The 23415-nt window shown below is 36.4% G+C and carries 24 protein-coding genes and 1 pseudogene; 10 read left to right on the forward strand and 15 right to left on the reverse strand.

The window, feature by feature from the left end; translation table 11 throughout:
• Positions 1-206: response regulator (locus AT685_RS02050; protein ID WP_143713076.1), on the reverse strand; the 206-nt coding region annotated here is incomplete at its 3' end.
• A gap of 227 nt (positions 207-433) precedes the next feature.
• Between AT685_RS02050 and aspS the strand changes: the two genes are divergently transcribed.
• Complete coding sequence (gene aspS, locus AT685_RS02055; RefSeq protein WP_081040537.1) at positions 434-2206, forward strand: aspartate--tRNA ligase; 1773 nt, start codon at positions 434-436, stop codon at positions 2204-2206.
• A gap of 64 nt (positions 2207-2270) precedes the next feature.
• Here aspS and AT685_RS02060 read toward each other — a convergent pair whose 3' ends face one another.
• From AT685_RS02060 to AT685_RS02110, 11 genes are read right to left on the reverse strand one after another with little or no spacing between them, the layout of a single operon-like run.
• Positions 2271-4112, reverse strand: coding sequence for a family 10 glycosylhydrolase (locus tag AT685_RS02060; RefSeq protein WP_072151342.1), 1842 nt, complete (start codon positions 4110-4112; stop codon positions 2271-2273).
• Between the two features lie 14 nt (positions 4113-4126).
• Complete coding sequence (aroB, locus tag AT685_RS02065; protein ID WP_072151361.1) at positions 4127-5221, reverse strand: 3-dehydroquinate synthase; 1095 nt, start codon at positions 5219-5221, stop codon at positions 4127-4129.
• Positions 5214-5759, reverse strand: a complete 546-nt coding sequence (locus AT685_RS02070; RefSeq protein ID WP_072151343.1) for a shikimate kinase — start codon at positions 5757-5759, stop codon at positions 5214-5216. Before AT685_RS02070 ends, aroB begins: the two co-directional genes overlap by 8 nt.
• A complete protein-coding gene (locus AT685_RS02075) occupies positions 5756-6406 on the reverse strand; it encodes a class I SAM-dependent methyltransferase (RefSeq protein WP_143713077.1) in 651 nt (216 codons plus the stop codon). Before AT685_RS02075 ends, AT685_RS02070 begins: the two co-directional genes overlap by 4 nt.
• Positions 6407-6429: 23 nt before the next feature.
• Positions 6430-8169, reverse strand: a complete 1740-nt coding sequence (locus AT685_RS02080; RefSeq protein ID WP_072151345.1) for a DUF885 domain-containing protein — start codon at positions 8167-8169, stop codon at positions 6430-6432.
• Positions 8166-9803 carry an apolipoprotein N-acyltransferase gene (gene lnt, locus AT685_RS02085; RefSeq protein ID WP_159420455.1) on the reverse strand — a complete coding sequence of 546 codons (1638 nt, stop codon included), beginning with the start codon at positions 9801-9803 and terminating at the stop codon, positions 8166-8168. The genes AT685_RS02080 and lnt overlap by 4 nt, the downstream gene beginning before the upstream one ends.
• Entirely contained in the window at positions 9781-10365 is a 585-nt protein-coding gene (locus AT685_RS02090; protein WP_072151347.1) for a phosphatase PAP2 family protein, read from the reverse strand. Before AT685_RS02090 ends, lnt begins: the two co-directional genes overlap by 23 nt.
• Positions 10362-10976, reverse strand: a complete 615-nt coding sequence (locus AT685_RS02095) for a DedA family protein (RefSeq protein WP_072151348.1) — start codon at positions 10974-10976, stop codon at positions 10362-10364. The genes AT685_RS02090 and AT685_RS02095 overlap by 4 nt, the downstream gene beginning before the upstream one ends.
• Positions 10954-11457 (reverse strand): 2-C-methyl-D-erythritol 2,4-cyclodiphosphate synthase, encoded by a 504-nt coding sequence (ispF, locus tag AT685_RS02100; protein WP_072151349.1) that lies wholly within the window; start codon positions 11455-11457, stop codon positions 10954-10956. The genes AT685_RS02095 and ispF overlap by 23 nt, the downstream gene beginning before the upstream one ends.
• Before the next feature lies 1 nt (position 11458).
• The gene (locus AT685_RS02105; RefSeq protein WP_072151350.1) at positions 11459-11749 is read right to left on the reverse strand and encodes an acylphosphatase; all 291 of its coding nucleotides are present in this window, start codon (positions 11747-11749) and stop codon (positions 11459-11461) included.
• A 4-nt stretch (positions 11750-11753) separates the two neighbouring features.
• The gene (locus AT685_RS02110) at positions 11754-12953 is read right to left on the reverse strand and encodes an alanyl-tRNA editing protein (RefSeq protein ID WP_072151351.1); all 1200 of its coding nucleotides are present in this window, start codon (positions 12951-12953) and stop codon (positions 11754-11756) included.
• Between the two features lie 242 nt (positions 12954-13195).
• Here AT685_RS02110 and AT685_RS02115 point away from each other — a divergent pair, with 242 nt between their 5' ends.
• From AT685_RS02115 to AT685_RS02130, 4 genes are all read left to right on the forward strand, one after another.
• Positions 13196-13843 carry a hypothetical protein gene (locus tag AT685_RS02115; protein WP_143713078.1) on the forward strand — a complete coding sequence of 216 codons (648 nt, stop codon included), beginning with the start codon at positions 13196-13198 and terminating at the stop codon, positions 13841-13843.
• A gap of 10 nt (positions 13844-13853) precedes the next feature.
• Positions 13854-14735, forward strand: a complete 882-nt coding sequence (locus AT685_RS02120; RefSeq protein WP_143713079.1) for a hypothetical protein — start codon at positions 13854-13856, stop codon at positions 14733-14735.
• Positions 14736-14825: 90 nt separating this feature from the next.
• On the forward strand, positions 14826-15212 hold the full coding sequence (locus tag AT685_RS02125; protein ID WP_072151354.1) for a hypothetical protein: 387 nt from the start codon (positions 14826-14828) through the stop codon (positions 15210-15212).
• A gap of 51 nt (positions 15213-15263) precedes the next feature.
• The gene (locus tag AT685_RS02130; protein WP_072213092.1) at positions 15264-16007 is read left to right on the forward strand and encodes a c-type cytochrome; all 744 of its coding nucleotides are present in this window, start codon (positions 15264-15266) and stop codon (positions 16005-16007) included.
• On the opposite strand, the gene hypF is transcribed toward AT685_RS02130, so the two are convergent.
• Genes hypF through hypA form a run of 3 tightly spaced genes read right to left on the reverse strand, consistent with a single transcriptional unit; the run spans position 15979 to position 19296 of the window.
• Positions 15979-18276 carry a carbamoyltransferase HypF gene (gene hypF, locus AT685_RS02135; protein WP_072151355.1) on the reverse strand — a complete coding sequence of 766 codons (2298 nt, stop codon included), beginning with the start codon at positions 18274-18276 and terminating at the stop codon, positions 15979-15981. The genes AT685_RS02130 and hypF overlap by 29 nt on opposite strands.
• Complete coding sequence (gene hypB, locus AT685_RS02140) at positions 18263-18934, reverse strand: hydrogenase nickel incorporation protein HypB (protein WP_072151356.1); 672 nt, start codon at positions 18932-18934, stop codon at positions 18263-18265. Before hypB ends, hypF begins: the two co-directional genes overlap by 14 nt.
• 20 nt (positions 18935-18954) lie before the next feature.
• Positions 18955-19296, reverse strand: a complete 342-nt coding sequence (hypA, locus tag AT685_RS02145) for a hydrogenase maturation nickel metallochaperone HypA (RefSeq protein ID WP_072151357.1) — start codon at positions 19294-19296, stop codon at positions 18955-18957.
• A 144-nt stretch (positions 19297-19440) separates the two neighbouring features.
• On the opposite strand from hypA, the gene efp reads away from it, so the two are divergent.
• The 5 genes and pseudogenes from efp to gcvPA form a co-directional block, all read left to right on the forward strand.
• Positions 19441-20001 (forward strand): elongation factor P, encoded by a 561-nt coding sequence (gene efp / locus AT685_RS02150; RefSeq protein WP_072151358.1) that lies wholly within the window; start codon positions 19441-19443, stop codon positions 19999-20001.
• Between the two features lie 20 nt (positions 20002-20021).
• Positions 20022-20594, forward strand: coding sequence for an acetyl-CoA carboxylase biotin carboxyl carrier protein (gene accB, locus AT685_RS08315; RefSeq protein WP_072151359.1), 573 nt, complete (start codon positions 20022-20024; stop codon positions 20592-20594).
• A 22-nt stretch (positions 20595-20616) separates the two neighbouring features.
• Positions 20617-21970, forward strand: a pseudogene (gene accC / locus AT685_RS02160) (acetyl-CoA carboxylase biotin carboxylase subunit).
• A gap of 21 nt (positions 21971-21991) precedes the next feature.
• Positions 21992-22375 carry a glycine cleavage system protein GcvH gene (gene gcvH, locus AT685_RS02165; RefSeq protein WP_072151360.1) on the forward strand — a complete coding sequence of 128 codons (384 nt, stop codon included), beginning with the start codon at positions 21992-21994 and terminating at the stop codon, positions 22373-22375.
• Between the two features lie 21 nt (positions 22376-22396).
• A partial coding sequence (gene gcvPA, locus AT685_RS02170) for an aminomethyl-transferring glycine dehydrogenase subunit GcvPA (RefSeq protein ID WP_081040536.1) occupies positions 22397-23415 on the forward strand: 1019 nt, incomplete at its 3' end.

The following is a 23415-nucleotide window of genomic DNA, read 5'->3' on the forward strand; positions in this document are numbered from 1 at the left end:
CGAATCTCCTTTATCATCTCAACTCCAGTTAGGTCAGGCATTCTATAATCAGCAATTAAAATGTGAATTTCATTATTAATTGCCTTCTCAATACCTTCCCTTCCATTGCTTGCTTCAATAACCGTTAAGCCAAGCAATGTAAAAAATTCCTTCAAAGTTATTCTCACAAGCTCGTCATCGTCAACCAATAAGATAGTCTTTCGCATTGTTAATCTTTTATGTTCTCTCCAAACTTTTTAATTCAAAATCTATGCCATACATTTGTAAAAAGTTTTTGGCAAATTTTGAAGGGGGCAGATCCAGATGGATGGCTAATATTGAGCATTTGGGGAAAAAACTGAATAAAATTAGACAAACCTTGTGAAAAAACAATGACTTGATAATGACGCATATATTTGATATATTTTGGGAAAAAACGACGAAAAAACTAAATATGATTTTCAAAAAAAGAACCCACACTTGCGGAGAATTAAGGGCAAGTGATGTCGGTAAAACAGTTACATTAAATGGCTGGGTTGATAAAAGAAGAGATCTCGGGGGATTGATCTTTATTGACCTGAGAGATAGATACGGGAAAACACAAATTGTCTTCTCACCTCAACATAATTCTGAAGCATACCAGATTGCAAAAGAATTAAAATCAGAATATGTAATTTCTGTAACTGGAAAGGTTGAGCGAAGACCTAAAGGAGCTGAAAACCCATCGCTTCCAACAGGGGAAATTGATGTGCTTGCTGATGAGGTTCAAATTTTAAGCAAATCAGAAACCCCGCCATTCTTAATTGAAGATGATATAAACGTCTCTGAAGAGCTTCGTCTTAAATACAGATATCTTGACCTTAGAAGACCATCAATGCAGGCAAACTTTATCATAAGACATAAAATGGCACAAATTGTTAGAAGATACTTTGACGAAAATAATTTTCTTGAAATAGAGACTTCATTTCTGGTTAAAAGCACACCGGAAGGAGCAAGAGACTTTCTCGTTCCAAGCAGACTTCATCCTGGAAAGTTTTATGCTCTACCCCAATCGCCCCAACTTTACAAGCAAATTTTAATGGTTGCTGGCTTTGACAGATACTTTCAAATTGTTAAGTGCTTTAGAGATGAGGATTTAAGAGCAGACAGACAACCCGAATTCACTCAAATTGATGTGGAGATGTCATTTGTCACAGAAGATGATATCTTCAATATCGTTGAGGGACTGATGGTAAGGTTATTCAAAGAGATTAAAAACATTGAGATACCAACGCCTTTCCCGAGAATTCCTTACACTGAAGCAATCCAAACTTATGGAACGGATAAGCCAGATTTAAGATTTGATTTAAAAATTGTGAATGTAACTGATATTTTCAAACACACAGAATTTAAAATTTTTAGAGAAACTATAGAAAATGGAGGCGTTATATGCGGTATGAATCTTGAAGGATGCGGAAATTATTCAAGAAAACAGATTGATGAGATAGCAACGCTTGCCAAAAATTTCGGTGCAGAGGGGCTTGTGCATTTCAAAGTTGAAAACGGCGAACTCAATTCACCAATTGCAAAATACATCTCAAAGTTCTCTCTACAGAAGTTGAAAGAAAGAATGAAATCAAATGAGGGTGATTTGATAATTTTAATTTCCGATAAACCAGAAAAAGTTTATACAATACTTGGAAACCTACGGGTTGAGCTTGGGAAAAGATTAAATTTGATTGATGAAAATGATTTTAAACTTGCATGGATTGTTGATTTTCCGCTACTTGAATGGGATGAGGAAGAGAATCGTTGGGTTTCGGTTCACCATCCATTTACATCACCAAAACTTGAAGATATTCACCTGCTTGATACAGACCCTAAGAAAGTTCGTGCAAGGGCTTATGACCTTGTGTTGAATGGGAACGAAATTGCAGGTGGGAGTATAAGAATCCACGATGCAGAACTTCAACAGAAAATCTTCAAACTTCTTGGAATCTCAGAAGAAGAATCAAAGAGAAAATTTGGGTTCCTTCTTGAGGCATTTAAATATGGACCACCACCGCATGGCGGGATTGCTTTTGGATTTGATCGACTCGTTATGCTCCTTACAGGTATGAAATCAATTCGTGATGTTATAGCCTTCCCAAAAACAAGCAGTGCAGTTTCACTTATGGATGATGCCCCATCTGAAGTTGACCCAAGACAACTTGACGAGCTCCACATTCAGATAAAAAGAGAAGATTGATGAAAAACGCTGGAATTACCATAAGTCACACTCAAAATACAAATTTCAAAACATAAAATTTTTACTACTTGACTAAAACAATCTTTATACTTTTTGTGAAAGTCCCAGCGATAAACCTACAAAAATAAATACCCGATGTAACAACTTGACCGCTATCATTTTTGCCATCCCAAATAACTTTATGTTTGCCAGCTTCCGTTAAACCATCAACAAGGGTTCTAACTTCTTGACCAAGCATATTGTAAATTTTTAAACTTACCCACGAATTAAACGGAACATCAAATTCAATTGTCGTTTCAATGTTAAACGGATTAGGATAGTTTTGATAAAGCTCAAATTTACTTGGGATTTCTTTAAACTCTGCAACTGCAACGGGGATTGTCGCAACCTCGTTTGACGGGACACTTTCATTATGAAGTTTATCAAACGCAGTTACAACTATGTAATACCTTTTGTTCGGGTCATCAACTTGGATTGAATAACTTATCCTATTTCCTTCAACAATAGCTACAAGATTTTCTATGTTGTTTATATCAACGGGTGATGTTTCCGATTTATAAATGGCGTAATATCTAACGGTATCATTATCCGCAGGGGGTTCAGGATTGCTCCATACCAATTCAAAAACTTTTTCTGAAATTTTACGAGCTATTAAATTAACAGGCGGATTAGGTTTCACAGCATCAAGCCACGGCATTGGATGAATAAAAGCTGGATACTTATATCTTGAATTTTTCAAACTATCAATCAATCCCTTCAAAAGTAAAGATTTATACCTGAAAAATGTATTTCCTTCAACACTAATTGACCTGCTTGTGTCAATTTGCGAAAGAATCTCCGACGCAGACCAATCGCCAGAGTTAGAAGCCATTCTGTAAGCTGCTGAACCTGCATAAATATGTCTCCCATAACTATTATTTTTCCAATCTCGGGCGAGAACATTATATTTTGGATTAGTTTGTATATCCCAATAAATCTGTGGCGAATGATAATCATGTTTACCCTCTGCCAACCATCTTCTTGAATCCTGATAAATTGAACAATATGCCTGCCACCCTGTTGCAACGGGGATCCCACTTTGGCATGAACCACAATTGGGGCTGTAAACATAAACTCCGTTTGAATCACATATATTTTTATAAATACCAATTGGCGCTGAACCAACCTTAACCCATGGCTTCACTCTTTTTATGCTGTCATAAACCGCTCTAACAAATTTATTTATATTTTCCCTCCTCCACTCTTCTTTGTTGGGATATTCGCTTTGATATAAAGCATATGTATCGCTATCAGGAAAGTCAGGATTTGGATATCTTATATAATCAAAATGAATTCCATCAATATCGTAATTTCGCACAAGTTCCATAACAACATTTATCAAATAATTCCTCGCTTCGGGTTTTCCCATGTCAATCCACCACTCGTTATTAGGTTTATAATACTTAACATAATCTGGGTGTCTTAAAACTATGTGAGGTGGGTTTGTGTTGGGAGGAAGGGTTGAATCGTCTTTAACTTTGACAACATTCCACCACGCATGAAATTCCATCCCTCTTTTATGGGTTTCTTCAATTGCGAATTTCAACGGGTCATAGCCCGGATCACGCCCTAAAGTCCCAGTTAAAGAGGTTGCCCACGGTTCATATCGGCTCGGATAAATTAAATCACCGCGGGCACGAACCTGCATTATCACCGTATTAAAATTAGCCAATTTCAAATTATCAAGAATTTGAATTAATTCATTTTTTTGCTGTTGAATACCATTTTGGCTTGTTGCCTTAGCGCTTGGCCAGTCAAGCCCATAAACAGTTGTAAGCCACACCGCACGAACTTCCCTTTTTGGGTAGGTTTGAGATAAAAGGTTTGACACTATTAAAACAAATAAAAAAATGTAGCTTTTTTTCATAAGCTTGAACTCTTTTAATTTTGATTAAACAAAAAATCAAGAGCTCTTTCTATCTCACCAAACGACACATCGTTAAAGAACCTCATCTTTCCAATTTTCATTGGCAAATACATATTCAACCGCTGTTCTGAAAAAATTTTTTTATCATAACCAATATGCTTCAAAATCACATCCTTTGCAAGAAATTTTTTCGGAAAAACCAAACCCATTTTAAAAAGCAAATTTCTCATCCTGCTGAAATCCTTCTCCCTCAAAATTCCCCTACTAAACGCAATAAAACTTTCACCTATCATCCCAAACATAACTGCCTCACCGTGCTTTAACCTACGATAATTCAAACCCGCCTCTATCCCATGCCCGATCGTATGACCAAAATTTAAGATCATCCTAAACTTCTTCTCCTTCTCATCCCTTTGAATGACAGAGGATTTAACCGAAATTGACCTGAAGACAAGAGCTTGCGTGAGCTTAAAGTCAAGATTTAAAATATTATCAAAATTTGACTCAATAATTTTAAAAATTTCTGCATCCATTATGATACCATATTTGACAACTTCTCCAAGCCCACACATAAATTCACGCTTGGGCAATGTTTTCAAAAAATTCACATCTGAAAAGACAAAAATTGGATGATAAAATGAACCAATTAAATTTTTCCCAAGTTTATGATTTATCCCAACTTTTCCACCAATTGAACTATCAACCATCGCAAGGAGTGTGGTCGGAAGTTGAATCAAATTAACACCACGAAGATAAACAGCTGATGCAAAACCAGCAAGATCCCCCACCACTCCACCACCAAAAGCAACAATCGTTTCATCCCGACGCAATTTCATTTGAATCAAATCCGTGAAAACCTTAGATAAAACATTTAAACTTTTGCTTTCTTCCCCTGGATTAACAATAATAATCTCTGGTGCAAACCCTCGCTTTTTCAAAATGCTTACAAATTCATCAAGATAAATTCCTGCGACTATTTTATCAGTTATCACGGCAAGGTGTGGCTTTACACCATGTTTTCTGCAAAGGTCAGGGAATCTATCAATTATCTGATTCCCAATGTAAATCGGATACTTTATATTTTTTAACTTGAGCGTGATTTTACGCAATTTTATTCTCAAGTTTTTTTAAAATTTCATTAACAGTTTCATCAATATCTTTATCATCGGTTGAGACCAAAAAATCTGCCTGTAGATAAAATGGTTCTCTAATTTTCAACAATGATAAAATTCTTTCTAAGAGCAGATTTTCGGGCAAAACATTTCCAGCTGGATCAAGCAAAAGCGGTCTGTCTGTCTTATATTTTATCCTTTGAAGCAAAACCTCTGGACTTGCTTTAAGGTAAATTAAAATACCTGATCCCTTCACAAGATAAAGATTATCGGCAAAAGTTACAGTTCCGCCACCAAGGGACACAACAAATTTTGAAAGGCTCAAAACAGTTTCAATTAAAATTTTTCGCTCAATGTTCCTAAAATAAATCTCACCCCTTTCACGAAATATATCAACTATGCTCTTACCTTCAACGCTTTCAATCAATTCATCAACATCAAGAAAACCATATCCGAGCTGTTTTGCAAGCAATGGTCCGATTGTGCTTTTACCACTGCCCATAAAACCAGTTAAGAAAACAAGCGATTTCTTCATAAATCTGAATCCAATTTCTTTATCTTGTAAATCAATACAACTGCCTTTGAACCCCTATAATCAATTTCTTTCCTTAAAACAATTTCATGCTTAAAATTCCGCTTCTTTAAAATTTCAAAGAACTCAAAAGCGATACTCCTGTTTGGGTCCGCAAGATAACAAATAGATTCCGTTGCCATCGTAATTTTTAAAACATTTATCAAACTGTCAAACAAATTGCGCTCGTAAATTATATCAGCACCAATTACAAAGTCAAATTTCTCAGAAATGGTCGGGTGTCTCCAGTCAAGATAAACGAACTTTGCATTCTTCTCGCTCCCGATATTCCTAATGTAATTTTTTCTTGCATATTGCAGAGCCATCATTTCATAATCAGTTACGGTAAGAACAGCGTTTTTAAGACCAAGCGCAACACTTGTTAATCCAAGCCCACATCCAAGCTCAAGGACCTTCTTATTAGAAAATTCATCACTGCCAAGTATAAACTCAGCAAGTACAATTGCAGATGGCCAAACCTCAATCCAAAATGGAATTTTATCACCCGTAGAATATTTTTCAATCACATCATCAACTGCCATTGTATAATCTGCAGAACCAAGGGGTGATTCAATAAAAATTGTTCTGTTTAAAACTTCAAATCTTAACAAATCAATCCTCAAATTGAGTTAAGTTATCTTTCAAGCAAAATTTCCCTTAAATACTTTACAGGTGGCGAACCGTGAGAAAGTAGATTCTCATTAAATTCTTTTATGTTAAATTTATCTCCTTTCAACTTCATGTATTTCTCACTCAAAGCCATTATTTCCTGATATCCCGTGAAATAACTTGAAAGTTGAGCAGATGTAAGGCATGCCCTTTTCCATTTTCCTTCAGCCTCTGCTCTTTCCTGAAATCCTTCTCTCATCATCAAATCAAGAGCCTCATCCTGCGTCATACCCCCAGCGTGAATTTTATGGTCAAGGATTGCATTTATAATAACTCTGATATACCATTTCAAATGAATTAACTTCATCCTCGGGTCATTATTTAAAATTCCATTTTCAACCATTAATCTTTCTGCATAAACAGCCCAACCCTCAACCATCGTCCCACTCCAAAAAACGCTTCTTACAATTGATGGACAGCGATTTGAATAATATAGCTGAACATAATGCCCTGGAATGGCTTCATGAATGCTTAACTCAAGAAGCGAGTAATAATTATACTCGCGAAGGTATGATTCAACCTGCTCTGGCGTCCAATCTTCCGGGATTGGCGATACATTGTAAAATGTTTTCATATTTTTTTCAAGAGGACCTGGCGCTTCAAGCGAAGCAACTGCAACCCCACGCTGATATTCGGGCGTCTCACGAACTACCAAGGGTTTGCTTTCATCAAGGGTCAGCAAATTTTTCTCTTTGATAAACTCCGTCAAGTAATTCAAATCAGATTTTATCCTATCCATAATCTCTGACGGTTTTGGATGTTCAAGCACAACTTTATCAAGCACTGCCTTGATCACGGATAATTTATCCATCTTTTTTGGTTCCTTACCATAGTAATACTTATAAAGTTGCAAAGCAAGTTGATACATTTCATCATGAGTTTTAGATTTCTCCTTTTCAGCAAGTGAAAGGATTTCATCTGGCGTCAAATTTGTTTTCAAATAATACTTCATTTTTTTGTAGTAAAGTTCCTTACCCAACCTAAAATCACGCTTTGATCTTGGCTTAAGATCATTTTCAAGCCATTTACCATATTCATCAAGCGAAGCGATCGCAGAATCAACAGCTTTTTTCAATTCTGTTTTTAATTCACTTGATATTTCCAAAGTATCAGCAAATTTTGTCAAATCATTTTTTAAAATATTAATGTTCCCCTTGTTTTGTCTTATTGCGGTCTCAATGTGAATCTGCGGGGCATCTTTAAGATTTTCCTTTGCTTGCTTGACAAATCTCGGAATTTGTTTAACCCTCTCAATAACATTTTTCAACCTCTCCTGAGCAGGGGCAAAATCTTGCGTTATTAAATACATCAGCCCATCACCAATCACAGAATTATAAACCAACGGATTCCATTCATGTTCCTTCAACTCTTCAAGTTCAAAAATCATCTCGTCAATTTTCTCAATTAAAATCCGACAGTCAATACTGTTATCTCGTGAAAGTTTTTTCAAATCAAACTCCGAAAACTTCTTTCTATAATTTTTAAGCCATTCAAGTTTTTCTCTTAGCATTTCTCCAGAAAAATCATCAAGCAAATGATCATACTTATGATATCCAACCCATGTCGCCACAACTGGATGATACTTGAAATATTCATCAATGAAATTGTTCACAAGCCTTGAAAATTTCTCATCTTCCGACTGCTTTGCACAACCTGAGATAAAAATCAAGCTCATTACAAAAACCGAAATTATTTTTAACTTCATTTTGTAAATCCTCTCTTTGTTTTAAATTTTTTGAACATTGTAAATAGAAAAGCAAGCACAACAGCAAAGCCGGAAATATGAACTATAATATCCCCGTATTTAGTGTAAAAAGTTTTTTCATCGTTTAACCTTATTACATCCGCCATCTGTGTTTTCTCATGAAATCTTGTTTTCCTCTGAACCCTGCCATATGGGTCAATGAAACCCGAAATCCCACCATTTGCACATCTTACTATGCTTCTCCTATTTTCAACAGCTCGCAAGATTGAATATTGAAAATGCTGATACGGTCCAGATGTATTCCCATACCAGCTATCGTTTGTAATCACAACAAGAAATTGAGCGCCCCTTTTGACAAATTCACGAATCAGCGACGGATAGATTGATTCATAGCAAACCCCACCAGAAAATTTCACAATTTCACCGTTTCTTCTTTTCATCTCAAACACAGTTGTATCTTTTCCCTTTGCCCAGTTGCTTATTCCAACGCCCCATTGCAATGGCTCAATCAAAAAGTGAAATACATCCGCATAAGGCAAACGTTCTCCAAACGGGACAAGTATCATCTTTGCATATTTCTGAATTTTATCCGAGCCCGGCAAAAATAAACCCATCGCATTGTAAGCATCATACCTTTGCCCCGTATCCTTTATAATATGACTGCTTGGTGGCGCTTGAGATGGATCATCATAAAATCTCGCATCTGGGAAACCCGTCAAAATAGCCACATTCAAACTATCAATCTGACTTTTAAACCAATTAAAATGATAACGATATGGCGAAAGAAGAAAATAATAAGTTATCGCAGTTTCTGGATAAACCACAAGTTCAACATCTGGTTCTCTGCGTATTAAATCTTTCGTCATACCCATGTAAAGTTCAAGTTGTTCAGCAAGCGTCCCCTCCCATTTGAGCCATGGATTTATGTCAGGCTGAATCAAACCAACCTTCATTTCTTTAAAAGAATCCTCATCAGAACTTTTAAGGACATAAACCCCATAAACATCTGGAAGAATGTAAATCAAAACTCCAACTATAAAATATCGCAATGCGGATTTTGAAAGAAAATTTTTTTCTCTGAAGATCTCCTTAAGAGCAAGATAAAAAATAACATTCACGGTAAGAATAAGAAATGATAAACCATAAATCCCTGTGAATTCAATGAATTGAATCTTCTCAAGAAAATATGTTTGTGTGTTGCCAATCGTAAGCCACGGGAATGCAAGCTCTGTCGTGGAACGAAAATATTCAAAAAGTGCAAAAGCGAATGAGAAGATGAAAAGATGAAGTTTTCCGCCGTAATTTTTTTTAATGAACATGTAAAACCACATCGGCAAGAAGAAAAGAATTGGATGAACCAGAATTAGAAGGACGCAACCAACCATCAAGAAAGGATCTGCTTCTTTTGACCAACCACCGACCCAGTAAAGTGTGAAAAGATTGAAAAAGAAAAATGCTATGTAAGAATACCGAAAAAGTTGTTTGTAATTTTCAAGCCTGTCAATCAAAAAAAGAAGCGGAACAAACCCAATAGTTGCAAAAAATCCAGTCTTTAACGGTGGAAACGATAAAGAAAGCAAAACTCCGCTGACAAATGCAAGAAGAAATCTTTCATTGAAGATTTTCCTCTTCAACTTTCTTTCCAAATTTGTTTTTCACAAGTTCATTGATGTATAACCATGAATAAACAATCGCAAACCCAACAACTACGCCAAGCATCATCCCAGCCAGAACATCTAATGGATAATGAACTCCAACATAGACTCTTGAAAACGAGATCAGAAAAGCAAGTGAAAAAAGATATATCGCATATTTTTTATAAAATTTGGATATTAAAGTTGCAACGGTAAAACTATTCACCGCATGACTTGACGGAAAAGAGAAACCACTCCCACACCCAACGAGCAGTCTTACATTGTCAAGTTCATGGCATGGTCTTATTCTGCCTACAATAGGTTTTATGATATGACTGCTCAATTGATCGCTTATCGCAATCGCTGGGATTAAAAGAATTGCAATTATCCTTCCCCTTTTTCCGCCAAATATCACAAACCCAAGCCAGATTAAAAAAAGAAAAACCCTCAAATTCACATCCTTTGTCACAAACGGCATTAAAAAATCAAAGATGGGATTTGCTATTTTGTGGTTTAAAAAATAAAAAATCTCCTTGTCAATTTGAAAAAGTTCCTGAATCAAGATCTCCCTTTTTTATTTCTTAAAATTTTCCTCAAAACCCAAATAATCAATCCAAGCGTAAGTATCACAGTTACAACTTTGCTATAACCAGAGATCACATCTGCTATCAAATGCCAATTTTCGCCAAGAATTTTGCCACCCGTCACAAGTATTAAATACCAAAGCGAAGCGCTGATGAAGGAAAGCAAGATTGATTTTTTCAAATCATATTCCCCAAGTCCAGCAAAAAAAGCAACAAAAGCCCTTGTCCCAGCAAGAAATCTATTTACAACAATGAGAAGATATCCATATTTTGAAAAGAGGATTTCAACTTTTTTTATCTCGTCTGGCTTTATGAATTTAATCTTACCCTTTTCAATTATCTCATCCCCAAATTTATCCCCAATGAAATACATTGTGGTAAAGCCAAGGGTGCTTCCAAAAACAGCTGAAATAAGCGTAAGCGTAAAATCAGTTTTCCCAAGCCCAGATAAAGAAGCGCAGAAAACAACAATGACATCGCTTGGTGAAGGCGGGAAGACATTCTCAATATATGCAAAGAAAAAAACAACGAGATAAATCCAAAGGTTATCAATACTTAAAATAAATTCAAGGATTTGCTTCGTCTCCATCAGGTTTCTCTTTTGATTTTAATAGAACAACAGCAAAACAAGCGACGGCATCTCCCTTCCCAGTTGCATCAAATTTTTCATTTCTTTTCGGCTTCACGGAAATTTTATCAGGAGAAACTTCAAGAATTGAACTTAATTTTTCTACTATCTCTTGAACAAATGGAGCAAGTTTAACCTTCTCAAGTATTATAACTGAATCAATGTTAACTATCTCAAACCTCTTCTCGTCAAGGATCTCTTTTACTTTTTTAAGGAAAATCTCGCTTCTTGCGTCTTTATATTTTTCATCGGTGTCGGGGAACAACTCCCCAATGTTACCAGCCTTGATAGCCCCAAGAATGGCATCACATATTGCGTGAATTAACACATCTCCATCCGAATGCCCAAGCGAACCTCTATCAGATGGTATTTCAACTCCACCAATGTAAAGTTTCCTCCCTTCAACGAGTGGATGTATGTCATATCCGATTCCAATTCTCAAATTAAAACCATCCTTTTATTTCAAATGATTTATATTTTGCTTCATAAGGTTTCCAAGTTATTTGGACATCTTCAACTTGTGCGTATCTTGGTCCAACTTTTACAAGTTTTATTAGTTCTTCCACAAGCGAGCGTTCCCCTTCAACTTCAATTTCAACATCACCGTTGCTTAAATTTCTGACCCAACCGTTTAACCCAAGATGATTTGCATGTTTTTGGACAAACCAGCGAAATCCAACCCCTTGCACAAGCCCCTTAACAATTATATGTGCGCAGACATAATCGCTGGGCATAACTTCAAGAAACTTTTGTTTTTAATTTATCAACGCTGATTTTGAACATTTCTTCAAATTTCTCAACTGCTCCGCCAAATTGAACAAAATCGCTTTTACCCCCACCCCTGACACCTGTTAAATTTAAAATCTCATTTAAAACTGCTTTCAAATCAATCTCAACATCACTTGACCTTGCCATTATAAAGTTTGCCCCGTTTGACTTTGAGCCAAGAATTGTAATAACTTTGGGATATTGAATTAACTTCCGTGCGAGAACTTTCAACTCTTCAATACTTCTATTCTCAAAACTTACATTGATGAAATTAAGGTCTCCAGTTTTCTCAGCGTTCTGAAAAAGTTTTTCAGCCTCAAACTCAATCAATTTTTCCGTGAGAAAATTTATTAATCTTTGCTTTTCTCTCTGGGCATCAAGAAGTTTGCTCACCTGTTCAGATAGTTCAAAATCCCGAACACTCAAAAGAGAAACAAGTTCGTTTGAGACTTTATTTTTCACCTGATAATCTCTTAAGGCTCTAACACCACAAACGAAATCAACCCTTGTTAATCCACCTTTAACCCTCTCCCATCTCTTAACTTTCACAAGACCTATTTCCCCTGTCCTTGAGACATGTGTTCCACCACAAGGGGAAAAATCAAAATCTCTCACCTCTACTATTCTGATTGTTCCAGACACCTTCGGTTGTTTCCGCAGGGGAAACTTTGAAATTTCGGTATCATCAACATAGTGGATTTTAACATCTCTATTTTCCCAGATGATTTGATTGGCAAGATTTTCAACTTCATGAACTTTATCGTAAGATAAAGTTTCAATATCAAGGTCAATTGTTCCGATATCATCACCAAGCCGTGAGGAGATGGTTTCAGCGTTCAACAAAATTTCAAATGCTCTTGAAAGTATGTGCTGACCCGTATGTTGCTGCATGTTTGAAAATCTTCTATCCCAATCAATTTTACATTCAACATCGCCAGACGGTATATCTCCATCAATCACATGTAAAATTTCACCATTATCCAACTCAATAACATCAACGACCCTTGCACTGTTAATGAACCCGGTATCATGTTCTTGTCCTCCAGAGGTTGGATAAAAGTAAGTTTTATCAAGTATGAGTGCAATTTTACCGTTGTATTTTTTAACATCTATAACTTTTGATTTAAATTGCGTGGTATAACTATTGTTGTAGTAAAGTTTTTGAGTCATGGTGGAAGAAATTTTTTATTAAATTTAAGCAGTCAAATCAATTTTATCAAAAAGCCTCACCCTTTAAATCATTTTTGGTGTTCCGCCAACTTAAAAGTGTAGCAACCCATTACAGCAATATGCAACATTTTGTTACAATGTTACAAAAACTAAAAAGACATCCATATAGTGATTTTTAAAAAATTGAAAATTATAAACTGGCATAGTATTTGCGTAACATTTTTTGGAAAGAAAACAAAGATTTGAAAAATTATAGCAGCGGTGGGCATGATCACAATGGTAACAGGAATAGTTATGCTGGGAAGCTGGATTTTTACACAGGGATGACAGATTCATCGGGGAGATTAACTAATATATACACCGCTGGGGAGTTCGGAGGCATTGAAAAAATAGTCGTGTATCTTGCTGATGATACAACTTTAAGAGATACAGCTGAGATTATTGTTGCTATTCCAGGGCTTGTCCTTTTACCTGAAAGCCCATATTATAAAAAAGTTGGAGGGACATGTGAACATCATGGACCACACACCCCTTGGAGAGAACCACCAACTCCTCCTGAATGCCAGCAACCTGATCATAATCATTATATTGCACCGCTTACTTATTTAAGGCTTTCAAGAGTTTGTCATCTTTATTATTCAATAACCTCTCATAGGCTTTGTATAAATGATATTTCTTTACCATTTGGAGGACTTTTTGATATAGATGGAAATTGGAGAAGACCGCATGGTAGTCATAGAATGGGAGTTGATATAGACATAGCAACAAGAGTAGTGAATGAGCAAGGACAGGTTGTTGGAGATGTGGATAGGAGGTTATTAGAGATTTTAGTAGAGAGATACGGAGGAAGGATACAAAATGAAGTAAATCATTATCACATAAGAATGTAGGAGGTAAAAAATGAAGAGGTTGATTTTTTTATGTTTGTTTTTTCTAAATTTAAATTCTCAAGGTCAAGTAATCCCGAGAAATAAAGTAGATGTTAAAATAAAACCGATAATTTCTGCTGATACCACAAATAATTATTTTAAATATGAGTATAAAATATATAGTTTACCAACAAGTGAGCAATCAATCTGGATGTTTGCTATCCTTTTGTCAAGAACAGAAGATACTTTAAAGATTTATGAAATTACTTGGCCCCCTCTTCCAAGATGGGATGGGGTGTGCATTGGACCACTTGTTGATCTACCAAATAGTGCTTGGGTCAACTGGGGGAGTTGGGATTCTACAGCATTTATTCCACCTGGTGATTCTGCATCTGGTTTTTCTTTTAAAACATATATTTTCCCACCAAAGAAAACACTTTTACCTGATATAAATGATTTTTATGTGGAAGGTTATGCTCCTATTCCTTCGTTCCCGGAAGGTGAGGCTCCTGGTATGATTCCGGGTTATGATGACTTAACCCTATACGGACCAGGGAAAGTTTATAAGACAGTAGGACCTGGACCCTTACCGCCTGGGGAATGGAATTTTGATTCAACTATGTATTTTGTTTCAGATTCAGGATTTTATCATCTTATTGATAAAACAAATAAATGTTTTGAGCAGAACTGGCTAAAAGAGAGGGCAAAAAATCATCTAATAAGTATGTATGAAAGAGGGTTAAGACATTATCAGAATAACAGGGTTGAACAAGCAAGAAAAGTTTTAAGTCAGGTTATTGATTATCTTGAAAGGGAAAGAGGTAATTTAGTTTTTGATGAGGCATTTTATGTTTTATACTATAGAACAAAATTTGTAAGTGAACATCTCCTTGAACAGTACAGAAACAAATAAATTTCATTTTTTCCTCGGGAACTTTAACGAAAATTGAGCTTGTTGGGAATTTTGAACATATATTTTTAAAACGAAAATTGAGGTGCTACAATGCGGGCGATAAAATTATTTGCAATCATTGTTCTCTTAAGTTTTGGGGTTTCAGCTCTCCTTCCACAGAGCAAGCCAGAAACAAAGTCTGTGGCAAAGAATGTAATTCTTAAAGGTGAAGTGCTTGACCTTGCCTGTTATGTCGCCGGGGGAAAGAAAGGACCTGAACATAAAAAATGTGCCGAGATGTGCATTAAAGGAGGTGCACCAATTGGAATTTTAACCGACGATGGAAAAGTTTATCTTATAGTTGAAAACCATGAAAAACCAGAACCCTATGAGAAGTTAAAGGGATTTGCAGCTGAAAAAGTGACGATAACAGGTGTTCTACATCAAAGAGGTGGTTTACCCGGGGTTGTAATTGAATCTGTTGAGCTGCTGAAATAATTATATGGATAGGTTTTTAACCCGCCCTTTTTAATAAAATTAAACATGGGAATGAAACGAAATCTTTGGCTGTTAATTGTATTTCCTGCTGTAATGTTGATCATCTTATGGTTTGTCATAACTTCACCTAATCATACGCCGGTATGGAAAGGTAGAGAAATCGCTCTCAAATATGGATGTTTTAACTGTCATGGTTTTGAAGGATATGGAAATGTTAAAAACCCGGGATATCGGTATAGCGAAGTCCCTTCATGGCAGGGTGAAACAGCAATGATGTTTATTTTGAATGAAGAAGAATTAAAAGAATGGATTCTCTACGGGAAACCAAGAAGGTTGAAGGATGTTAATTATGGTGGAGTGATAAAAATGCCTGCTTATGAAAACATCATATCTGAAAATGAACTTAAAAATTTAATATCCTACCTTAAAGCAGTTATGGGTTTAATCAAAATAGACAACGACACTGCAAAAGCTGGATATGAGGTAGCGAAAAAATCAGGTTGTTTCGGCTGTCATGGTCCTTATGGCATGGGAGGGATGCCAAATAAAGGCTCATTTAAGGGTTACATTCCCGGATGGGATGGTGAAGATTTTAAACTTCTTGTTGAGAACGAGGATGAATTGAAAGAGTGGATACTGTATGGAGAAATTAACCGACTTGAAAAAAACATCATTGCTGGAAAATTTTTGAGAAGACAAGTTGTGAAAATGCCTGCTTATAAAGATATTCTAAGCAAGGACGAGATAAATTATCTGGTTTCATACATCAGATGGTTAAGGGGTGGAAAGATTTAAACAAAGCGATGACAGCTTGCCCAAGCGATAACCCGCCATCGTTCGGTGGAACTTTTGAATGAGTATAAACTTTAAAGCCGAGTTCGTAAAGTTTTAAAACCGCTTTCTCCACAAGTAAAGCATTTTGAAAGACCCCACCACTTAAAACAACCTTATCTAACCCTGTTTCCATTCTTATCCTGTTTGAGATTTCACAAATTATATTTGCAATTGTGTTATGAAACTTGCCTGAAATTTTTGAGATCGGGACCTTATTTAAAATATCGTTGACAATTTGAATGAGCCCCGGCTTAAAGCTTATCTTCCATGGTTTTGAATCAGCGATGACTTCAAAGTCATAAAATCCTTTCTCATTTTCATCCGCAAGCATTTGAAACTCCATCGCTGCTTGAGCTTCATAATTAACAGTTAACCTGACATAGCAAAGAGCTGAAACAGCGTCAAATAATCTGCCAACTGCCGATGTAAACGGTGAATTAATTTTTCTATCTATGATTTGAAGAAGGATTTTAACCTTGTTTATTTTTTCGGTTGTTAGATCTTTGATAAACGGAATTTCAATGTTAAGGAGATCATTTCCAAAAGTATGATAAAGATAAGACACAGCCATTCTCCAAGGTTCTTTTATTGAGATTTCACCACCGGGCAACGGGATATATTCAAAGTGGGCTACTCGTTCAAATTTTGATAGTTCAGTTATAAAAAACTCACCACCCCAAATTTTACCATCTATTCCAAACCCAGTTCCGTCAAAGGCAACACCAATTACCGGCTCGGATAAATTATTCTCTGTCATACAGCTGACAATATGAGCATGGTGATGCTGGACAGGTATTTTTATTGGGATATCAAGTTCAAGAGCATATTTTGTTGAAAGATACTCTGGATGCATATCATAAGCAAGAACCTTTGGATTTAAGTCAAAGAGTTTTTTAAAATGTTCCACCCCTTCAATCAAAGATTTTAAAGTTGCCCAGTTTTCAAGATCGCCTATATGATGGCTTAAAAAAGCATAATTCCCCTTTAAAAAACAAAAAGTGTTTTTAAGATGTCCGCCAACGGCGAGGATATGCTCTTTTGCTTCAAATGGTATCTTAACAGGATAAGGCACATAGCCACGAGAGCGTCTTATCATTACTGGTTTTCCAGTAATTACAGTTGCAACCGAATCATCGCAACGGATATGAATTTCACGATTATGAATAAGGAAAAAATCAGCGATATTTTTTAATCTTTCAAAAGCATCATCATCTTTGTAAGCAATCGGTTCTTCCGTTAAGTTTCCGCTTGTCATCACAAGAGGGATATCAACTTCCCTCAAAATAAGATAGTGAAGTGGGGTATATGGCAACATAACCCCAAGATAAGAATTACGAGGTGCAACTTCATAAGCAATTGGGCAATCTTTTCTTTTTCTCATCAAAACAATCGGGCGTTGAATTGAGGTTAGAAGTTTTAACTCGGTTTCATTATACACACAAATTTCATCAAGCCATTTAACATCGGGGATCATGATCGCAAATGGTTTTTCAATCCTCATTTTTCTTTTTCTCAATTCGGCAACAACTCCATTATCCAAAGCATTACAAGCAAGATGGTATCCTCCAAGCCCCTTTATGGCAACTATAAAACCATCCTTCAAAAGTTTTGCTGTCTCTCTTATGGCATCGTCACAATTTATCTCATTTAAATTCCTGTCAAGAAGTTTAATTCTCGGACCACAAACTGGACAAGCGTTTGGTTGAGCGTGAAATCTTCGGTTTGAGGGATCATGATATTCCCGCTCACATTCATCGCACATTTTAAATACAGACATCGTCGTCTTTGGTCTATCGTATGGGACATCAATTATAATTGTAAATCTTGGACCACAATTTGTGCAGTTTATAAATGGATATCTGAAACGTCTATCGTTTGGATCAAAAAGTTCATTAAGACAATCATTACAAGTTGAAACATCTGGAGAAATAAGAACGAACTTTTCTTCTCCACTTTTACTTTTTTCAATGAAAAATTCGCTATATCCTTTTACATCTGTCGGTTCAGAAATAATTTTCTCAATAAGAGAAAGAGGGGGCGCTTTAACAGGGATCGCTTTTATGAACTCATCTATTGAGTTTTCCTCTCCTTCAACTTCAATGTAAACCCCATTCGTATCATTGTAAATATAACCTTTCAAGTTAAATTCATTCGCAAGTTTAAAAATAAAAGGTCTAAACCCAACGCCTTGAACAATTCCTTCAATGTAAATTTTTTTAGCTTTTAACATTTTCCCTAAATTTTTGAATTCTGTTTCTAAACCAACTTATCCAGTCATCAATTCCCTCACCAGTTTTGCAGGATATTGGGAAAATTTTTGCTCGTGGATTTACCTCAAGAACATTTTTCTCAAGCTCTTTTAACTCAACACCAGCATAGGGCAAAAGGTCAATTTTATTAAGAAGGACAACTTCAACCTCGTGAAACATAAGGGGATATTTTTTAGGTTTCTCTGCACCTTCAACAACACTGTAAACCATTACTCTTAAATCTTCACCAAGATAAAACTCCGCTGGGCATACGAGGTTACCGACATTTTCAATAAAAAGTATATCAAACCCATCAAGCTTAAATTCGTGAAGTGCATTATGAACCATACGAGCATCAAGATGGCAAACATTCCCGGTTGTTATTTGATAAGCCGGAATCCCAAGTGCCTTTATCCTGTCTGAATCAACCGTCGTTTGGAGATCACCTTCAATTACCGCAATTGAAAAATTGTCTTTGAGTCGTTTAATGGTTTCTTCAAGGACGGAAGTTTTTCCAGCGCCTGGAGCCGACATGAGATTAACTGTAAAAACTCCCCATTTTTTGAAAAGTTCCTTATTTTCAAGAGCTATTTTCTCGTTTACTTGAAGAACATTTGCACCAACATCAATTTTGTGCATTTTTAACCCCCTATTTTTGTTTATTCAATTTCAATATATTCTATCTTCATTTCCCTCCCAGAGACGATCTCCATGGGTTCAAAACACTTTGGACAAAATAGGTTAAAGTCATCCATTGACTCAAGTATAAACCCGCAGATATTACAAACAGCTTTAAATTTAATTATTTCAACTTCAAGTTCAGCCTTTTCAGCAATTGTCCCGTTCTTTGCCACATTAAATGAAAATTCAAGTGCTTCTTTTACAACTCCCGAAAATTCTCCAATTTGAACTTTAATTTTTTTGATTATATTTGAGTTGTGCTCCTTTGCGGTGTTTTCAGCGATCTCAATTATGCTTTGAGCAATTGAAAGCTCGTGCATTTTTTATGAGGATGTTTATTTGATAAAATTTTAAAAAATTTCCAAAAGATTATCAAACGAAAAATTAAACAAGTACCCTTCTTGCTTTTATCGTGGCTTTTAATTATATTTTCAAAGCAAATCCGAAACAAAATCAAGAAAACTATGCCTACAACTGCTGATATCAGAAATGGATTGCACATAAGATATAATGGAAAAGTTTATACAGTTATTGATTTTCAGCATGTTAAAAGAGGTCGTGGAGGTGCATTTGTAAGGGTTAAACTAAAAGATGTTAAAACGGGGCGAATTCTTGATGAAACATTTGATTCCGGCGAGGAAATTGAAATTGTGCGACTTGACTTCAGAAAGTTTCAATTTTTGTATAAAGATGGTGATGATTTCGTTTTCATGGATCTTGAAACATTTGATCAAATTCATGTTCCAAGCGAGCTTGTCGGTGATAACGCTTTATTCATGAAAGAGAATGAGACAGTTGACATTTTATTTGACGGCGATCAAATCCTTGGAATTCAGCTTCCAACATTTGTTGAGCTTGAAGTTGTTGAAACAGAGCCAGGGATTAAGGGCGACACGGTAACAAATGTAATGAAACCAGCGAAACTTGAAACGGGTGCAATTATAAGCGTTCCGCTATTTATTGAGCAAGGCGAAAAGATAAGAGTTGACACGAGAACTGGTGAATATGTTGAAAGAGTAAAATAAAACTTACGGAGAGAAGAAAAATGGATTTAAATTATATCAAAGAATTAATCAAAGCCGTTGATGAAAGCGGTGTTGAAGAAATTGAAATAGAGATTGAAGGCTCAAGATTGAGGATAAGCAAGAATCGCAAAGGTCAAGTAAATGTCTCTCAATCGGGTTCAAACTCCCTTCCAAATTATATTCCGATTCCGTTTCCGATTTATCCACCTGCTGGACTTGTTCAGCAACCCATGGGGATTCCACAGACACAGATTGTTGCACCACCTCAAAGCGTAACGGCACCAGCTGAGGTAAAAGAAGAAAAAACAAGAGAAAAAACCGAAGTCCAGGAAGTTGAGATCGGGAAGAAATATCATGAGATAAAATCGCCAATAGTTGGGACATTTTACCGTGCCCCAGCTCCAGATGCTGAGCCCTATGTTAAAGTTGGAGATGAGGTTTTCCCCGGCACAGTGCTTTGTATAGTTGAAGCCATGAAATTAATGAATGAAATTGAGTCAGATGTTCACGGTAAAATTGTTAAAATTCTTGTTGAAAATGCACAGCCCGTTGAATATGGACAACCTCTTTTCTTGATTGAACTTCTTGATTAAGAAAAAACTTTTCAAGTGTAAATTGTTTAAAAAAATTTTAATTGCTAATAGGGGTGAAATTGCTTTAAGAATCATAAGGACTTGCAAGGAGCTTGGAATAAAAACCGTTGCTGTTTATTCAGAAGCAGATAGATATTCCCTTCATGTCAGGTTTGCTGATGAAGCTGTCTGCATAGGTCCAGGTCCAAGCAAGGAAAGTTACCTTAACATTCCGAGGATAATTGCAGCAGCTGAGATAACAAACGCCGAGGCAATTCATCCTGGTTATGGTTTCCTCGCTGAAAATGCGATGTTTGCAGAAATTTGCGAATCTTCAGGGATAAAGTTTATAGGACCAACCCCTGAGGCAATTGAAGCAATGGGAGATAAAGCATTAGCAAAAGAAACGATGAAAAAAGCAGGGGTTCCTGTGATTCCAGGGAGTGATGGTGTTGTAAATTCACTTGAAGAAGCAAGAGAAATAGCGAATGAGATTGGGTTTCCAATAATGTTAAAAGCTGCAGCTGGTGGAGGAGGAAAAGGAATGAGAATGGTAAAAAGCGAAGATGAACTTGAAAACGCCTGGCAAACAGCAAGGGCTGAGGCAGAGGCAGCATTTGGAAACCCAGCTCTTTATATTGAAAAATTCATTGAAAGACCAAGACATATTGAAATTCAAATTCTTGCTGATGAACATGGAAATGTAATCCATCTTGGGGAAAGGGATTGCTCAATTCAAAGAAGGCATCAAAAACTTGTTGAGGAATCCCCATCCCCGATAGTAACACCTGAGCTTCGCGAAGCAATGGGACAAGCAGCTGTAAAAGGCGCTAAAAGCGTCAAATACAGAAATGCTGGGACAATTGAGTTCCTGGTTGATAAAAATGGAAACTTTTATTTTATGGAAATGAATACAAGAATTCAAGTTGAGCATCCTGTTACTGAGATGGTTTATGGAATTGATATAGTCAGAGAACAAATTAGAATTGCAGCGGGCGAAAAACTTGGCATAAAACAGAGACAGCTCAAACCGAACGGACACGCAATTGAATGCAGAATTAACGCAGAGGACCCGTTTAATGGATTTAGACCTTCACCTGGAAAAATAACTGCTCTTCATTTCCCCGGCGGTTTTGGGGGTTAGAGTTGATTCACACATCTATCAAGAATATGTTATCCCACCATATTATGATTCTATGATTGCAAAGCTTATAGTACATGCAAGAACAAGAGATGAAGCTATAGCAAGAATGTTGAGAGCACTTGAAGAATTCGTAATTGAAGGCGTTCATACGACGATACCATTTCATATAAAACTTCTGAATTCATCAGAATTTAGAAGCGGTGTTGATTATGATACAAAGTTTATTGATTTTAAATTTAACATGAACGATTAAAACCTAAAAAGGAGAAAAACAATGCTGTTCCCTGAAAACTTAAAGTACACAAAAGAACATGAATGGATAAGGGTTGAAGACAACTCTATAGGAGTTGTTGGAATAACTGATTACGCACAAAGTGAACTTGGGGACATAGTTTATGTTGAGCTCCCGCAAATTGGAAAAGTTGTAAAGCAGCTTGAATCCTTCGGGACAATTGAAGCCGTAAAAGCGGTTTCAGATCTTTTCTCCCCCGTTTCAGGCGAAATAATTGAGGTAAATGAAAAACTAAAAGACTCGCCTGATTTAATTAACAAAGATCCGTATGGTGAGGGGTGGATAATAAAAATTAAAATCAAAGATCTAAATGAACTTAATAACCTTCTATCTGCGGAAGATTACAGAAAATTAATTGGTAAGTAAAAATTTAAGGAGCACGTCAAAATGGGATTCATTCCAAACACCGACGAAGACAGACAGGAAATGTTAAAAGCAATTGGAGTTTCATCATTTGAAGAACTAATTTCTGATATCCCACCTGAGATAAGATTAAAAGATGATCTCAAACTTCCAGAACCACTTTCAGAGTATGAAGTTCTAAAAGAGCTTCAAAGCATCTCTGAGAAAAACCTTGATCTAAACCATGCGATTTCTTTTCTCGGTGGTGGGGCATATGATCATTTTGTGCCTTCAGCTGTCTTTACAATAATAAGCAGATCGGAATTCTACACTGCTTACACACCTTATCAAGCAGAGGTAAGTCAAGGAACACTTCAAGCAATCTACGAGTATCAAACGATGATCTGTCGCTTGACAGGGATGGATGTTGCGAATGCTTCAATGTATGATGGCGGTAGCGCACTTGCAGAGGCAGTTCTTCTTGCGCTTGGTCACACGGGGAAAAATGAAGCTGTCATCGCAGGTCCTGTCAATCCAAATTACCTAACGGTTGTTCGCACTTATACTCACCCAAGAAGGGCAGAGATTAAATTGACAAAGTTTGATTCTGGGGTTTGCGACCTTGATGATTTAAAATCAAAAGTTACAGATAAAACAGCATGCGTTGTGGTTCAGCAACCTAATTTTTTTGGAAACATTGAAGATGTATTTGAAATTGAAAAGATCGCCCATAGCGTTGGAGCTTTATTTATAGTTGCAATTGATCCAATCTCACTTGGCTTGCTGATTCCACCTGGTGAATACGGTGCCGATATCGTCGTTGGAGAAGGACAACCTTTGGGGATTCCGTTAAGTTTTGGCGGACCCTACCTTGGAATTTTTGCGGTAAAAGAATTCCTAATAAGAAAACTTCCCGGACGCTTATCTGGGGTTACGATTGACAGAGATGGCGAGCGTGGCTTTACGCTAACGCTTCAGACAAGAGAGCAACATATAAAAAGAGAAAAAGCAACCTCCAACATCTGCACGAATCAAGGTCTTATGATGCTTGCAGCAACAGTTTA

It is taken from the genome of Candidatus Kryptobacter tengchongensis (assembly GCF_001458555.1).
Taxonomy (GTDB): Bacteria; Bacteroidota; Ignavibacteria; order Kryptoniales; family Kryptoniaceae; genus Kryptonium; species Kryptonium tengchongense.